The organism is Bradyrhizobium sp. SZCCHNR1053, assembly GCF_032381235.1.
GTDB lineage: Bacteria > Pseudomonadota > Alphaproteobacteria > Rhizobiales > Xanthobacteraceae > Bradyrhizobium.
Map to the genome: position 1 here is coordinate 89,981 of NZ_JAUHJM010000014.1, position 15,297 is coordinate 105,277.

Genomic DNA, 15,297 nt, shown 5'->3' on the forward strand with positions numbered 1-15,297 from the left:
ACTTGCGCCCTGCTGCCGCGTTTCTATGTGATGGGTATGCAAGAGCAGATGACCCCCTCGCCCCGCCGCGCCTCCGGACGCGCCTCGCAGGCACGCTTCAACGCCAATGAGGCGCGCGGACCGATCATCGACCAGGACGGACGTGAGATCCCGCAGGGATCCTTCCAGTCCTCGTTCAATGGCGCCTTCGTCGGCCCGGGCGGCGTGCGCTTCGATTTCAGCACCTCCAATCCATTCGGCAATCTGACCCGTGAGCAGCGCATCGCGCGGCTGGAGGCGGTGGCGAAGCTGCTCGACGTCGCCTTCGTCCTGCCCGGCACCAACATCCGCTATGGCATCGACGGCATCATCGGCCTGATCCCTGTGGTCGGTGACCTCATCGCGACCGCGCTGTCGCTGTGGCTGGTGCGCGAGGCCCGTGCGCTGGGCGCGCCCTGGCACGTCATCACCCGGATGCTCGGCAATGTCGCGGTCGAGGGGGTGATCGGCATGGTCCCCGTGGCGGGCGACGCCTTCGACGTGCTGTTCCGCGCCAACATGCGCAACGCCAAGATCTTGCGGCGGTGGCTCGATACCCAGCCGCGTTGATGCGCCGCGAGACCGGGCCAAAAGCCGCACAAACCGACCCCCATAAAAAAACTGCCCCGCACAAGGCGGGGCAGGGTGTTGGAGAATGGTTTGGCAGCCGTCAGGCCGCATCGGCGTCCGGCGCCTTGTCGACCACCCGGCGCGGCAGCGGGAACGCCTCGCTCTCATACAGGGTGCGGATGCCGTTCTGGTCGAACCGGGCTTCCTCGACCTGCAGGTAGGCGCCATTCAGCGAATCCGCAGGCAACTCCTCCATGGCAAAGCGCACGGCTTCAGCCGCGGTGCCGAACCGCCTATAGGCAAACCCCGCCCGCTTCTTCTTGCGGATGGCGGCGGGAAACAGTTCGGCAGAGGTGTTGAAGTTGAACGGACGCAGTGGACGCATGGTCTGAGACCTCTTCTTGTCGGCTGGAAGCGCTGACGCGAGCTTTCAAAACATTCAGCTTGGCGATGACGCCAGCGATTGCGGGGGTGGAGGGCGGGATTTGCCGCTCCAGGCGGCCCGGCCCTGCATAGTCAGTTACGACCCCTAATATAGGCCGATTTGGCAGAAATGCGAATCCTGCACGCTCACATCGTAAATCCGGCCTGGTTCGGACCGCGCTGAAATGTCCTCTTTTTTCAATAGTTTAATCGATCTGCAACTTGTGAATGCAGGAGAGCCCGATCTGCACGGCTAAAATCTCACCCCTGGTGGCCGGTTTTGGCCGCCCACGCCTCGCCGGCCGCCAGCCCAGCGGCCCCATTACCGTCCGTAACGGAACCGGGGCCGATGGTGACGTCAGCGCGGCTTCAACTTCAGGGCCGCGGAATTGATGCAATAGCGCAGGCCGGTTGGCCCCGGACCGTCGGGAAAGACATGGCCGAGATGGCCCGAGCATTTCGAGCACAGCACCTCGGTGCGGACCATGCCGTGGGTATAGTCGGTCTCCTCGTCGATGTGGCTCTCCGTCGCCGGCTGGGTGAAGCTCGGCCAGCCGCAGCCGGAGTCGAATTTGGCGTCGGACTCGAACAGGGTCTGGCCGCAGCCGGCACACACATAGGTCCCGGCGCGATGCTCATGCTCGTATTCGCCCGAGAACGGGCGCTCGGTCGCCTTATCGCGCAGCACGGCGTACTGCATCGGCGTCAGCTCCTTGCGCCATTCCGCCTCGCTCTTGATGACCTTGTCGTCGGTCTTGGTGTCGCTCATCTCTTTTCCTCTGGCGGACCTAGACTCGTCCGCCCCTGTCATTGCGCTGATCGGCCGCCGTCGCGGCCTCAAAGTCGTGGCGGCAGGTCGTCGCCTCAGTTCGTCGCTTTGGCCTCGCCGACCAGCGTCGGCTTCTCGATGTAGTTCTCCGCGAAGATCTTCTTCAGGTTCTCGATCTTCGGCAGGTCGTTATAGGCAATATAGGGCTGGCTCGGGTGCAGCGTCAGATAGTCCTGATGATAGGCCTCGGCCGGATAGAACGCCTCGAGCTTGCCGATCTTGGTGACGATCGGCTTGCCGAACACCTTGGCCTTGTCGAGCTGGGCGACATAGGCCTCCGCGACCTTCCTCTGCGCCTCCGAGGTGGTGAAGATCGCCGAGCGATATTGCGGGCCTGAGTCCGGGCCCTGTCGGTTCAACTGGGTCGGATCGTGCACGACCGAAAAGAAGATCTGCAGGATCTTGCCGTAGGAGATCTTCTTCGGGTCGTACTTGATCTGGACCGATTCCGCATGGCCCGTCGTGCCGCTCGACACCGTGCGGTAGTCGGCCGTGGCCTTGGTGCCGCCGGCATAGCCGGACACCGCGCTGACCACGCCCGCCGTGTGCTGGTAGACGCCCTGGACGCCCCAGAAGCAACCGCCGGCGACAACGGCGGTTTCCAGCCCGTCGGAGGCCGGCTGATCCTGGGCCGGCGGTGGGATCACGACGGCCACCTCGGCGGCGTGCAGCGGCTGCCAGGCCAGGATGCCGGCCGTCATGGCACCGAGCACGGCTGTCTTGACGAAAAGGGAGCGGGTGAGGCGCATCTTTGGATCCTCGTGAGGGGTGGCTTGTCTCGTCTCGCCAGCCGGAAACACTGGCCCGGTCCGGCCTCTCCTGCAAGATACGTCGGTGCTCGGCCGGCGTTACGGGGGACGCGACACGACTGCGTGAACGGCCGGGGTGGCGCGAGGCGTGCACAATTGCGCACTGGGCGTCGGGAACGACACTGTGAGTTGTGGCGGGAGCGTTCCAGACATGGCGATTTGTTCTCGCGGCTCGAATGGCCCGAGGGATACCGGTTCATTGGCCCTCCGGAAGCGGAGGGCGCAGGGAAGGCCGGACCTCGGCTGAGGCCCGTGGCCCGCCTGCTCAAAAAAATGCAGGCGGCAGGTACCACAGGTGCAGCCAGACAGATCCGGCCTTCCCCGCGCGATGGTGTTAACGCTTATACGTGCTCTCCTCGGGGACCGGCTGTCTTGCCCCCGTCGCCGGCGGATCATCACCACCAGCTTGGCCTCAGCGTCGGGAGGCCAGGACCACACGCTTTCGCCGTCCGCGCCATGTCGTTCGTCCGCAGGCGCTTCGCCCGCTGCAACATGTCGCGTCCATCGCATTTCGCTGCCAACGTCCGTGACGATCGCGATACGTCCCCTGCCGTGCAACGAAACGCGGGCATCATAAGCCTGATTTGGGCAAACCGCGAAACGATTTGTGTTTTTCAGAAGACCTTGACAGCTTCTGTCGTCGTTGGCCGATTTGCCCGACGGGCCATCTAGTCCGCAAGCTCACGATGACATCACACTTCGTCGATCTTCGAACCATGATGTGGTTCAGGTCTCGTGGTCGTGATGCCCGCGCGGCGGAGACGCCGCGAATATTTCGTTCTCTCTGCGGTCAATACAGAGGCGGACGCGTCTCGATCGTCAGACCCCTGACCAGACATCGAGTGCGCGTTCTCCGCATCTTGAGAACCTGGAGAACAATCATGACATCCTGGAAATCAAAGGCGGCAGCGGTGCTGCTGTCGATGGCGACTGCCGCGCCGGCATCGGCGCAGGGCTGGTTCTACGGCGAGCAGGAGCCGGGGGCGTTTCAGGCGATGTATCCCGATCGCGACGTGCTCAACGGCGGCGCACTGACGCCGGCGGGACGAATGGGCCTGGTGCGCGCCTCCGGCGCGGCGCCCGCGTTTCCGCCGTCCGCTCATCTCCGCCCGAATGATCGGCTGCCGCAGCGGCGATGACGGGTCGCCTGGAAGGCGTCCTACGATCTGCTGCCCGGACAGCGGCTGCAGCGCTACGTCTGAGAGATGGGCGCGATCACGAACGGCCGTCACCTCGCGCGGTCGTGATTGGGATGCCGCTTTCGCCTGCCTACATCATCGCCTGCGCGAATTGGTGCGCAACAGGGAAGACCAATCATGATCGCATTCAGGAGCCTGGCGGCAGCTCTGCTGGTGTCGCCACTGGCGGCCACCGCGGCGTCGGCCCAATTCTCCGAGCCGGCGGCCTATGCGGCCATGCATCCCGACCGCGATGTGCTCAATGGCGGCGCGCTGACGCCGGCGGCGCAGGCGCAGCTGGCCCGCCGTGGCACGCCGGCCTTTCCGAATGCAAATGCAACGATGCCGCCGGCCGATCCCGTGAGGGCGCATCGGCGTCATCGGCGCTGAGCGCGTCGCCTCAGCTCGCGTGCTCCTCGCGCTCGTGGATGACGCTGGCGCGGCCGACGATGAGATCGTCGACCTGCCCGATGCGCGAGGCGTCCTTGCCGGCATAGGGCAGGGAGTGCAGCACGCAGCGCATCGCGTTCAGCCGCGCGCGCTTCTTGTCATCGGACTTGATCACGGTCCACGGACAGTCGGCGGTGTCGGTGGAGAAGAACATCGCCTCCTTGGCGCGGGTGTAGTCGTTCCATTTGTCGAGCGAGGCGGTGTCGATCGGCGACAGCTTCCACTGCTTGAGCGGATGCGCCTCGCGCTCCTTGAAGCGGCGGCGCTGCTCCTCGCGGCTGACCGAGAACCAGAACTTGATGAGATGCATGCCGCTGCGCACGAGATTGCGCTCGAACTCCGGCACCTGGCGCAGGAACTCGTCATATTCGGCCTGCGAGCAGAAGCCCATCACGCGCTCGACCCCGGCGCGGTTGTACCATGAGCGATCGAACAGCACGATCTCGCCCGCGGTCGGCAGGTGCTCGACATAGCGCTGAAAATACCATTGGCCGCGCTCGACGTCGCTCGGCTTGTCCAGCGCGACGACGCGGGCGCCGCGCGGATTGAGATGCTCCATGAAGCGCTTGATGGTGCCGCCCTTGCCGGCGGCATCGCGGCCCTCGAACAGCAGCACCAGGCGCTGCCGCGCATCCTTCATCCAGTTCTGCAGCTTGAGCAGCTCGGTCTGCAGGATGAATTTCTGTTCCTCATAGTCCTTGCGGTACATGCGGAATTTGTAGGGGTAGCCGCCCTGGCGCCAGTTGTCGGCGAGCTCGTCGGAGGTGTGACGCTTGTCGGGCTTGGCCTTGCCCTCGATCAGCGCCTTCATCAGCTTGGCATCGTCGGGCGCGGCACCATCCAGCATCGCCTTGACCGGCGCAGAGTTGGCGTCCAGGGCCGGCGGTCCGTTGAGCACGGTCTCGAACGCCGACAGCCCGGTGATCTGCGCGGCCTGCATCTGTTCGTCGACCAGCGACTGCGCGATCGGATCGAGCCTGGCGGCGGACTGCCGGCGCGCGACGCGCGCGGTGGCGGCTGCGCGCTTCATGCGTTGGCCGTTGGAGGCCTTGCCCTTCGTGGTCCTGGACTTTGCCATGCGATCCCGCCGCCTGCTGCCGGATTAACAGAGATGTGAATCGATCTCTATCCGCCAAGGACCCTGCGTCAGGTTGACGTGGATCAACCGGCCGCAGGCGGGTACCAGCGAGGCGGGCGAAATCGCCTCGCGCGGTAAAGCCGGCGTTACACTACGATCGACAGCCGCTTCGCGGCCCGTGTGATTCCGGTGTAGAGCCAGCGGGCGCGGCTCTCCTGGAAGGCAAAGCTCTCGTCGAACAGCACCACGTCGTCCCATTGCGAGCCCTGCGACTTGTGCACGGTCAGCACGTAGCCGTAGTCGAACTCGTCGTAAGGCTTGCGCTGCTCCCACGGGATGTCGTCGATGCCGCCGCCGAAGCATTCGCCGCGCACCGAGACTTTCGTTACCTTGCGTCCGAGATCCTCGTCGGGCGCGACCCGCATCGTCACGATCTTGGATTTCGAGGTCGCGCGCGACTTCACCCGCCATAGCCCGCCATTGAACAGGCCCTTCTTGCGGTTGTTGCGCAGGCAGACCAGCTTGTCGCCGGCGACGGGGAGGGCGTCCTCGATGTCGAGGCGCTGCCGAAAGCGGTTGTTGTAGGCGCGGCGGGTGGCGTTGCGGCCGACCAGCACCTGGTCGGCCTCCATCACGCGCGACGGATCGAGCTCGCGGCGCTCCACCACCTCGCTCTCGCCGTAGCGGCCGATGTCGAGCGTGTTGCCCTCGCGCACGTCCATCGACATCCGCACGATCGGATCGTCCTTGGCCTGGCGATGCACCTCGGTGAGCATCACGTCGGGCTCGCTGTCGGTGAAGAAGCCGCCGCCCTTGACCGGCGGCAGCTGCGCGGGATCGCCGAGCACCAGCAACGGGCAGTCGAAGGACAGGAGATCACGGCCGAGATCGGCGTCGACCATCGAGCATTCGTCGATGATGATCAGCTTGGCCTTGGACGCCGGCGCGTCGTCCCACAATTCGAAGTTCGGCTGCTCCTCGCCGCTCTCCTGCGCGCGATAGATCAGCGAGTGGATGGTGGAGGCATTGTCGCAGCCCTTGCTGCGCATCACCAGCGCCGCCTTGCCGGTGAAGGCCGCGAACTTGACCTCGCCGTCGACGTCTTCGGCGATGTGGCGGGCCAGCGTGGTCTTGCCGGTTCCGGCATAGCCGAACAGCCGGAACACCTGCGGCGTGCCGTTCTTGCCTGGCTTGGCCTTCAGCCAGTCGCCGACGGCCTTGAGGGCGGAATCCTGATGCGGAGAGAAGGCGGGCATGGCTCAACGGGATGGAGCCGCGCGGCGACTCGGGGACATTCCGTGAACCTAAGGGCTGGAGGGGAGAGATCAAGCGCTGATGCGAGTGGGTCCACGCCTCCCCCGGTTGCGGGGGAGGTCGCATCGCATCGGAAGATGCGATGCGGGTGGGGGAACGCTCCGGCGGGACTGTCCGTGTGGCGCCCCCACCCCAGCCCTCCCCCGCAAGCGGGGGAGGGGGCGCAGCGTGCCTGCGGCGATCGCTCGTTCCCCTCCAGAAGAAGCCTACTGCCAGCCCGGGACGCCGCGCATGTCCGGCAGATGATGCGCGATGCCCTTGTGGCAGTCGATACAGGTCTTCTCGCCGGTGAACAGGAAGCGCTGGTGCGCTTCGACGGCGCGCGGCGACTGCTTGGTGATGTCCATCGACTGCGCGCTGTGGCAGTTGCGGCATTCGAGCGAATCATTGGCCTTGAAGCGCGCCCATTCGTGCAGGGCCAGCTCCAGCCTGCGGTCGGTGAACTTCTCGCGGGTGTTGATCGAGCCGAACAGATGGCCCCAGACCTCCTTGGAGGCCTGCATCTTGCGCGCGATCTTGTCGGTCCAGTTGTGCGGCACATGGCAGTCCGGGCAACTGGCGCGCACGCCGGAGCGGTTGGAGAAGTGGACGGTCGACTTCAGCTCGGCGAACACGTTGTCGCGCATCTCGTGACAGCCGGTGCAGAACTTCTCGGTGTTGGTGATCTCCAGCGCCGTGTTGAAGCCGCCCCAGAAGATGACGCCGGCGAGGAAGCCCGCCAGCACCAGCACGCCGAGCCCGAACACGGAGCTCGGCTTCAGCAGCACGTCGATGAGGTCGAGAATGAACTGCCAGGCGCGGCGGACAAGGCCGAGCCGCTTCTCGGGGACGGGCGCTTTGGCGCCCTCCGGGATGTCGGCGCTGCTCATCGCTTGCCACCCGGCCTGTCGTGCGCCAGCAGCGTGTCGATGTCGACGAAGTCGTTGCTGACCGGCGGATTGGCGACGCTCTGCGGCACGTGGCACTGGGTGCAGAAGAAGCGGCGCGGCGACACCGTCGCCAGGAACTGGCCGTCGCGATCCATGAAGTGCGTGATCGACAGCATCGGCGCCTTCGACTCCGCGGTGCGCGCGCGGGCATGGCAGGACAGGCATTTGTTGCCCTGCATGTCGACCTGATAGCCGTCGATGGCATGCGGAATCACCGGCGGCTGCTCCGGATAGTTGCGCACCTCCTTCTCGGCGGTGTTCTTCATCGGCTGCATCGGCGGCGCCGGGCCCTCGTCGTTGAGCGGCGCGGGACCGCGCAGCGAGGACGAGACGCTCTGGGCGAGCAGGGCGCTCGATCCGGCCGCAACGCTGGCCGCGATCAGCATGACAGCAATTTTTCTCATCATGATCGTCACACCCGCTCGATGCGCACGGCGCATTTCTTGTAGTCGGTCTGCAGCGAGATCGGATCGGTGGCGTCGAGCGTCACCTTGTTGATCAGCTTCGACTCGTCGAACCACGGCACGAACACGAGCCCGCGCGGCGGCTTGTCGCGGCCGCGGGTCTCGACGCGGGCGCGGATCAAGCCGCGCCGCGAGGCGACCTTGACCTCGTCGCCGCGCCGCAGGTTGGCTTCCTGCGCATCGTCCGGATGCATGAAGCAGACGGCTTCGGGGAAGGCCTTGTAGAGCTCGGGCACGCGGCGCGTCATGGTGCCGGAATGCCAATGCTCGACCACGCGGCCCGTCGACAGCCAGAACGGGTAGTCCTTGTCGGGCGATTCGGCCGGCGGCTCGTAGGGCAAAGCGAAGATGCGCGCCTTGCCGTCGGGGAAGCCGTAGAACTGCACGCCGGTGCCGGCCTTGACGTAAGGATCGGAGCCCTCGCGGAAGCGCCAGCGCGTCTCCTTGCCGTCGACCACCGGCCAGCGCAGGCCGCGCTCTTTGTGGTAGGCCTCGAACGGCGCCAGGTCATGGCCATGGCCGCGGCCGAAGGAGGCGTATTCCTCGAACAGGCCCTTGTGGACGTAGAAGCCGAACGCCTTGGATTCGTCGTTGGCATAGCCCGGCTCGATCTGGTCGAGCGGAAACTTGTCGACCTGGCCGTTCCTGTAGAGCACGTCGAACAGCGTCTTGCCGCGATATTCCGGCTTCTTAGCGATCAATTCCTCGGGCCAGACCTCCTCGATCTTGAAGCGCTTGGAGAACTCCATGAGCTGCCAGAGATCCGAGCGTGCCTCGCCGGGTGCCGACACGAGCTGGTGCCAGAACTGGGTGCGGCGCTCGGCATTGCCATAGGCGCCTTCCTTCTCCACCCACATCGCGGTCGGCAGGATCAGATCGGCGGCGAGCGCGGTCACCGACGGATAGGCGTCGGAAACGACGATGAAATTGTCCGGATTGCGGAAGCCCGGGTAGGTTTCCTCGTTCGCGTTGGGGCCGGCCTGGAGGTTGTTGTTGACCTGTACCCAATAGGCGTTGAGCAGGCCGTCCTTCAGCATCCGGCTCTGCAGCACGGCGTGATAGCCTGGCTTGTCGGGGATCGTGCCCTCCGGCAACTGCCAGATGTGCTCGGCCTTGGTGCGGTGCTCCTTGTTGGTGACGACCATGTCGGCGGGCAGGCGGTGCGAGAAGGTGCCGACCTCGCGCGCGGTGCCGCAGGCCGAGGGCTGGCCGGTCAGCGAGAACGGGCTGTTGCCGGCCTCGCTGATCTTTCCCGTCAACAGATGGATGTTGTAGACGAGGTTGTTGCACCAGACGCCGCGGGTGTGCTGGTTGAAGCCCATGGTCCAGAACGAGACCACCTTGGTCTTCGGATCGGCATAGAGCTCGGCCAGCGCCTCCAGCCGGTTCAGCGGCACGCCGGACATCTCGGCGGCCTTCTCCAGCGTGTAGTCGGAGACGAACTTGGCATAATCGTCGAACGAGATGTCGGTGGCGTCATTGGCCTTGGTGCGGCCGGTCGCCTTCTTCTCCAGCGGATGCTCGGGCCGCAGGCCGTAGCCGATGTCGGTCTGGCCCTTCTTGAATACCGTATGCGCCTGGACGAACTCCTTGTTGACGCGGCCGGTCTTGATGATGTGGTTGGCGATCGCGTTGAGGAGATAGAGATCGGTCTGCGGCTTGAACACCATGCCGATGTCGGCGAGGTCGAACGAGCGGTGCTCGAAGGTCGAGAGCACGGCGACCTTGACATGCGGCGCCGACAGCCTGCGGTCGGTGACGCGGCTCCATAGGATCGGATGCATCTCCGCCATGTTGGAGCCCCACAGCACGAACGCGTCGGTGGCCTCGATGTCGTCGTAGCAGCCGGGCGGCTCGTCGATGCCGAAGGTGCGCATCATGCCGGCGACGGCCGAGGCCATGCAGTGCCGCGCATTCGGATCGATGTTGTTGGAGCGGAAGCCGGCCTTGAACAGCTTCGAGGCCGCATAGCCTTCCCAGATCGTCCACTGTCCGGAGCCGAACATGCCGACGCCGGAAGGCCCGCGCTTCTTCAGCGCCTCCTTGTACTTCGCGGCCATGACGTCGAACGCTTCGTCCCAGGAGACGGGCGTGAACTCGCCGTTCTTGTCGTATTTGCCATTGGTCTTGCGCAGCATCGGATGCGTCAGGCGATCATGGCCGTACATGATCTTCGAGAGAAAGTAGCCCTTGACGCAGTTCAGGCCGCGATTGACCTCGGCCTTGATGTCGCCATGGGTGGCGACGACGCGGTTGTCCTTGGTCGCGACCATCACGCTGCAGCCGGTGCCGCAGAAGCGGCAGGCGGCCTTGTCCCATTTCAACTCGGAGGCTTCGCGCTCGGTGACGAGGTTCGCCGCGAGCGAGGCGCTCGGCATGCCGGCGGCGGCCGCGGCAATCGCGGCGGCCTCCAGCTTCAGCATCTGGCGGCGATCGATCTTCATGTCGGTCATTGGAGTCTCGTGTGATTAGCCGGCGTCGATGGCGTGGAAGACGAGGCAGGCGGAGTGCACGTGCGGCAGCAGTCCGATCCGGTTCATGGTGGCGCCGAGCGCGCCGGCATCGGGCGCATCGACGACCACGATCAGCTTGCCGCGCTCGTCGCGGCCGTGGATCTCGCAGCCGGACAGCGCGAGGATGTCGGCTTCGACGCGATCGAGCTGCTCGGGGCGGGTCTGCACGATGATGCTGGCGATCTCGCCCTTGGCCGGCGCGACGACGGGATCGGCGGTGAGGACACGGCCGGTGATCAGCGCGCGGCGGTCGAGGGAGGTGCGGTGGGAGAGCATAGGCGTGGTCGTTCCAATCAATGCGCAGCAGGCGGGCCGGGCGGCCCGACCATCATCTGGTAGACCCACACCGTGAGCCCGTAGGAGCCGACGGTGGCGACCGCGAGCGCGGGCATCAGCACGGCGGTGAGAAACAGGAAGGCAAAAATTTCCATGCGTCTGCGACGCGCATGCGCGTTCGCATCGCTGCCAACGAGCGACATGAGAGAATTCTCTGCTAGGGGAGGTTCAGGAGGGATTGCGGCATCCGGGCCGCGCCTAATCTTATGTTTAAGAAAGCTCCGGAAACCGGCGTTGACCTGGATCAAGCGGGCGGAACCTCGCGCACACCGGCGCACCGCCAGAGCGGAGTCGCGCCGGTCCCACCGAGATCTTGGTTGATGGGCCGTGAAGACGCGTGATCGCATCTTTGCTTGCGAGAAATTCTCGCTGCTTTGCGTGGGGGCCTCGATACGATCATCCCCTCTGGTCGTGAGCCGAGAGGACCGGCATCACTATTTTCCAGGGGTGCTCGACACGCGTTTCGCCCGCCACCATCATCCTGTGCATCGCATCAACGTAGATGCGCAAGGGTGATCGGAGAGGGCAATGAAGCGGCGTGATTTTCTGAAACTGTCGTTGGCATCGGCTGCGGTGATGGCCTCAGCGGCGCCGCTGCGCGCCGAGGACAAGCCGAAGGAGATCCGGATCGGCACCCAGAAGGGCGGCTTCTTCCCGGCGGTGAAGGCGCGCCGCACCATCGAGGATACGTTCAAGCCTGTCGGCATCGACATCGTCTGGGTCGACTTCCAGTTCGGTCCGCCGCTGCTGGAAGCCATCAATGTCGGCAGCGTCGACTTCGGCTATGTCGGCGACGCCCCGCCGATCTTCGCGCAGGCTGCCAGCGCCAAGATCCGCTATGCGGCCGCCGTCAAGCAGAACGGCAGCAGCCAGGCGATCATCGTGCCCAAGGACTCGCCGATCAAGACGCTGGCCGATCTCAAGGGCAAGCGCGTCGCCTTCGGCAAGGGCTCGAGCGCGCACAATCTCCTGGTCGCCGCGCTGGAGAAGGCGGGCCTGTCCTGGAGCGACATCACGCCGGCGCCGCTCGCGCCCGCCGATGCCACCGCCGCCTTCGTCAAGGGCTCGGTCGACGCCTGGTCGATCTGGGATCCGTATCTCGCGCTCGCCGAGCTCAAGGAGAATGCGCGGGTGATCGCTTGGGACAAGGATGTCCACAAGCCGAATTCGTTCTACATCGTCGGCTCCGACTTCGTCGAAAAGTATCCGGCCGTGGTGGCCAGGCTGAACGCCGCCTTCGCCGCGGAAGGCGTGTGGGCCAACAGCCATCACGAGGAGGTCGCCAAGGCCCAGGCCGAGGCCACCGGCGTCGATCTTGAGGCGGTCAAGCGCTTCGTCGACCGCTCGGTCTATAGCGTCGTGCCGATCGACGACGAGGTGATCAAGAGCCAGCAGGCCGTCGCCGACCGCTTCGCCCGGGTTGGGCTCATTCCGAAACAAGTCAACGTCGCCGACATCGTCTGGAAGTGGACGCCGTCCACCTGACGCCAGATCGCGACACCAATCCGAAAGACAACGACATGAGCAACGCTTCGTCGAAGCCAAATGTGCTGTGGTTCCTGCCGACCCATGGCGACGGCCGCTATCTCGGCACCTCGCAAGGCGGCCGCGAGGTCAACTTCAACTATCTGCGCCAGGTCGCGCAGGCCGCCGACCAGCTCGGCTATTTCGGCGTGCTGATCCCGACGGGACGCAGCTGCGAGGATTCCTGGATCGTGGCGTCGGCCGTGGCGCCATTCACCGAGAAGCTGCGCTATCTAGTGGCGGTGCGTCCGGGTCTGCAATCGCCGGCCGTAGCCGCGCGCATGACCGCGACGCTCGACCGTGTCACCAACGGACGCCTGCTGGTCAACGTCGTCACCGGCGGCGATCCGGTCGAGAACAAGGGCGACGGCATCTTCCTGTCGCACGAGGAGCGCTACGAGGTCACCCGCGAGTTTCTCACCGTCTACAACGCGCTGCTCGAAGGCGAAGCCGTCAACTTCGCCGGCAAGCACATCAAGGTCGAGGATGGCCGGCTGCTGTTCCCACCGGTGCAGTCGCCACGCCCGCCGCTGTTCTTCGGTGGCTCGTCGGATGCCGGCATCGACGTCGCCGTCGATACGGTCGAGAAGTATCTTACCTGGGGCGAGCCGCCGGCAGATGTCGCGGCGAAGATCGCCAGGGTGAGAGCCGTCGCCGACAGCCGTGGCCGCAAGCTGTCGTTCGGCATCCGCCTGCACGTGATCGTGCGCGAGACCAACGCGGAGGCGTGGGCGGCCGCCGACGACCTCATCAAGCACGTCACCGACGACACCATCGCCTCGGCACAGAAGATTTTTGCGCGGATGGATTCGGTCGGCCAGCAGCGCATGTCGCAGCTCCACGGCGGCCGCCGCGACAAGCTCGAGATCAGCCCGAACCTGTGGGCCGGCGTCGGCCTCGTCCGCGGCGGCGCCGGGACCGCGCTGGTCGGCGATCCCGACACGGTCGCGGCGCGCATCCGCGAGTACCAGGAGCTTGGCATCGACACCTTCATCCTGTCCGGCTACCCGCACCTCGAAGAAGCCTACCGCTTCGCCGAGCTGGTGTTTCCCAAGCTTGGGCTGAACGTGTCGGAGCAGGCCGGCAACGTGACCAAACTGCGCACCAACACCGGCCCGTTCGGCGAGACCATCGCCAACGAGCATCGTCCCCTGCAGCGGGCGTCGCAATCATGAGCCTGATCGAAAGCCTTCCCAAGGTTCGCAAGCTCAGGATGCCCAAGGCGGATGGATTTCTGCCCTGGCTGGTTCCGCTCGCGATCATTCTGATCTGGCAGGCGGCCTCGGTCGCCGGTCTCGTGTCGCCGCGGGTGCTGCCGGCGCCGAGCGACGTCGCGCGCGCCGGGTGGAAGCTGCTGTGGTCGGGTGAGCTCGGCCGTAACATCTGGGTCAGCTTCTGGCGCGCCTCGATCGGCTTTTTGATCGGTGGCGGCATCGGCTTCGCCTTCGGGCTCGCCAATGGCCTGTCGCAGCTGTCGGCGAAGCTGACGGACACCACGCTGCAAATGGTGCGCAACGTGCCACATCTGGCGCTGATCCCGCTGGTCATCCTGTGGTTCGGCATCGACGAGAGCGCAAAACTGTTCCTGGTGGCCCTCGGCGTGTTCTTCCCCGTCTACCTCAACACGCTGCACGGGATTCGCACCGTCGATCCGCAACTCATTGAAATGGGCCGCGTCTACGGCATGACCGACAGCGAGCTGTTTCGCCGCGTGATCTTCCCCGGCGCGTTGCCGTCGATCTTCGTCGGTCTGCGCTTCGCGCTCGGCATCATGTGGCTCACCTTGATTGTCGCCGAGACGATCGCGGCCTCTTCGGGCCTCGGCTACATGGCGATGCAGGCGCGCGAGTTCATGCAGATCGACGTCGTCGTGCTCTCTATCCTGATCTACGCCCTGCTGGGCAAGGTCGCCGACAGCGCTTCGCGGGTGCTGGAACGGATGACGCTGTCCTGGCATCCGGCCTTCAGCAAACATTGAGGTTCGTAAATGCAGCAAGCGCTCCGAATTCCCGTGTCCGGCGCCGAGGCGATCGACGGCACTGACGTGATCGGGCAGGCTGAGGCCTTCCGCCGCGCGAGGAAGCCAGGCGTGACCGCGGCCAAACCCGAGACGCGCGGCCTGCCGCTGGTGATCCGCGACCTTCGCAAGGCGTTCGGCGACAACGAGGTGCTGCGCGGCATCGATCTCGAGATTCCGGCCGGTCAGTTCTTCGCGATCGTCGGTCAGAGTGGCTGCGGCAAGAGCACGCTGCTCCGCCTGATCGCAGGTCTGGACAAGCCGACGTCGGGCAGCATCAGCTTCGGTGAAGCCGCGGCGCGGCCCGAGGACGTCCGCGTCATGTTCCAGGAACCGCGGCTGCTGCCGTGGGCGCGGGTGCTCGGCAATGTCGAGGTCGGCCTCGGCCGCGAGCGCAAGGCCGCCGGCGCGCATGAGCGCGCGCGGCAGGCGCTGGAGGAAGTGGGTCTCGCCGACAAGCGCGACCAATGGCCGGCGGTGCTGTCCGGCGGCCAGAAGCAGCGCGTCGCGCTGGCGCGCGCGCTCGTCAGCGGTCCGCGCCTGCTGGCGTTCGACGAGCCGCTCGGCGCCCTCGATGCGTTGACGCGGATCGCGATGCAGCGGCTGCTGGAGCGGGTCTGGGCCGATCAAACCTTCACCGCAATCCTGGTCACCCATGACGTGGCGGAAGCCGTGGCCCTGGCCGACCGGGTTCTGGTCATCGAGAATGGCCGGATCGCCGAGGACATCAGGGTCGATCTGCCGCGCCCGCGCCAGCGCGGCTCTGCGGAGCTTGCGGCGCTGGAAGGCTCGATCCTGGGCCAGTTGCTCGGACCGGGCACGACGGGTTAGGAGATAATATCGCA

Annotated in this window: 17 protein-coding genes; 7 read left to right on the plus strand and 10 right to left on the minus strand. The window is 65.6% G+C overall.

The genetic code is table 11. From position 1 onward, the window contains the following. Positions 1–36 precede the first annotated feature (36 nt). Positions 37–588: a DUF4112 domain-containing protein gene (locus QX051_RS25850; protein WP_409997726.1), complete on the plus strand. Its 552-nt coding sequence runs from the start codon at positions 37–39 to the stop codon at positions 586–588. Positions 589–688: 100 nt separating this feature from the next. Here the strand turns inward: QX051_RS25850 and QX051_RS25855 are convergent, their stop codons facing one another. The 3 genes from QX051_RS25855 to msrA form a co-directional block, all read right to left on the minus strand. Beyond that, positions 689–973, minus strand: a complete 285-nt coding sequence (locus QX051_RS25855; RefSeq protein WP_315733902.1) for a hypothetical protein — start codon at positions 971–973, stop codon at positions 689–691. A gap of 396 nt (positions 974–1,369) precedes the next feature. After that, complete coding sequence (gene msrB / locus QX051_RS25860) at positions 1,370–1,780, minus strand: peptide-methionine (R)-S-oxide reductase MsrB (protein WP_315778062.1); 411 nt, start codon at positions 1,778–1,780, stop codon at positions 1,370–1,372. A 95-nt stretch (positions 1,781–1,875) separates the two neighbouring features. After that, positions 1,876–2,589 carry a peptide-methionine (S)-S-oxide reductase MsrA gene (msrA, locus tag QX051_RS25865; protein WP_315778063.1) on the minus strand — a complete coding sequence of 238 codons (714 nt, stop codon included), beginning with the start codon at positions 2,587–2,589 and terminating at the stop codon, positions 1,876–1,878. 941 nt (positions 2,590–3,530) lie between these two features. Between msrA and QX051_RS25870 the strand changes: the two genes are divergently transcribed. Next, entirely contained in the window at positions 3,531–3,788 is a 258-nt protein-coding gene (locus QX051_RS25870; protein ID WP_315778064.1) for a hypothetical protein, read from the plus strand. A 177-nt stretch (positions 3,789–3,965) separates the two neighbouring features. Next, positions 3,966–4,217, plus strand: a complete 252-nt coding sequence (locus QX051_RS25875) for a hypothetical protein (protein WP_315778065.1) — start codon at positions 3,966–3,968, stop codon at positions 4,215–4,217. 10 nt (positions 4,218–4,227) lie between these two features. On the opposite strand, the gene ppk2 is transcribed toward QX051_RS25875, so the two are convergent. The 7 genes from ppk2 to napE all read right to left on the minus strand — a co-directional run bounded on the left by ppk2 (position 4,228) and on the right by napE (position 11,054). Beyond that, positions 4,228–5,355 carry a polyphosphate kinase 2 gene (gene ppk2 / locus QX051_RS25880; RefSeq protein ID WP_315778066.1) on the minus strand — a complete coding sequence of 376 codons (1,128 nt, stop codon included), beginning with the start codon at positions 5,353–5,355 and terminating at the stop codon, positions 4,228–4,230. 146 nt (positions 5,356–5,501) lie between these two features. Continuing rightward, positions 5,502–6,611: an ATP-dependent RecD-like DNA helicase gene (locus tag QX051_RS25885; RefSeq protein WP_315778067.1), complete on the minus strand. Its 1,110-nt coding sequence runs from the start codon at positions 6,609–6,611 to the stop codon at positions 5,502–5,504. Positions 6,612–6,875: 264 nt separating this feature from the next. Continuing rightward, on the minus strand, positions 6,876–7,538 hold the full coding sequence (locus QX051_RS25890) for a NapC/NirT family cytochrome c (protein ID WP_315733889.1): 663 nt from the start codon (positions 7,536–7,538) through the stop codon (positions 6,876–6,878). Further along, positions 7,535–8,005: a nitrate reductase cytochrome c-type subunit gene (locus tag QX051_RS25895; RefSeq protein WP_315778068.1), complete on the minus strand. Its 471-nt coding sequence runs from the start codon at positions 8,003–8,005 to the stop codon at positions 7,535–7,537. The genes QX051_RS25890 and QX051_RS25895 overlap by 4 nt, the downstream gene beginning before the upstream one ends. A 5-nt stretch (positions 8,006–8,010) precedes the next feature. Then, a complete protein-coding gene (napA, locus tag QX051_RS25900) occupies positions 8,011–10,515 on the minus strand; it encodes a nitrate reductase catalytic subunit NapA (RefSeq protein WP_315778069.1) in 2,505 nt (834 codons plus the stop codon). Positions 10,516–10,530: 15 nt separating this feature from the next. Further along, positions 10,531–10,851 (minus strand): chaperone NapD, encoded by a 321-nt coding sequence (locus QX051_RS25905; protein WP_315733883.1) that lies wholly within the window; start codon positions 10,849–10,851, stop codon positions 10,531–10,533. 17 nt (positions 10,852–10,868) lie between these two features. Continuing rightward, positions 10,869–11,054: a periplasmic nitrate reductase, NapE protein gene (gene napE / locus QX051_RS25910; protein WP_315733882.1), complete on the minus strand. Its 186-nt coding sequence runs from the start codon at positions 11,052–11,054 to the stop codon at positions 10,869–10,871. 385 nt (positions 11,055–11,439) lie between these two features. Between napE and QX051_RS25915 the strand changes: the two genes are divergently transcribed. The 4 genes from QX051_RS25915 to QX051_RS25930 are packed head-to-tail and all read left to right on the plus strand — an operon-like array spanning position 11,440 to position 15,283. Then, entirely contained in the window at positions 11,440–12,396 is a 957-nt protein-coding gene (locus QX051_RS25915; RefSeq protein WP_315778070.1) for an aliphatic sulfonate ABC transporter substrate-binding protein, read from the plus strand. Between the two features lie 35 nt (positions 12,397–12,431). After that, positions 12,432–13,610 (plus strand): FMNH2-dependent alkanesulfonate monooxygenase, encoded by a 1,179-nt coding sequence (gene ssuD / locus QX051_RS25920; protein ID WP_315778071.1) that lies wholly within the window; start codon positions 12,432–12,434, stop codon positions 13,608–13,610. After that, positions 13,607–14,413 (plus strand): ABC transporter permease subunit, encoded by an 807-nt coding sequence (locus QX051_RS25925; RefSeq protein WP_315778072.1) that lies wholly within the window; start codon positions 13,607–13,609, stop codon positions 14,411–14,413. The genes ssuD and QX051_RS25925 overlap by 4 nt, the downstream gene beginning before the upstream one ends. Positions 14,414–14,422: 9 nt before the next feature. Then, entirely contained in the window at positions 14,423–15,283 is an 861-nt protein-coding gene (locus QX051_RS25930) for an ATP-binding cassette domain-containing protein (RefSeq protein WP_315778073.1), read from the plus strand. Positions 15,284–15,297: the final 14 nt, after the last annotated feature.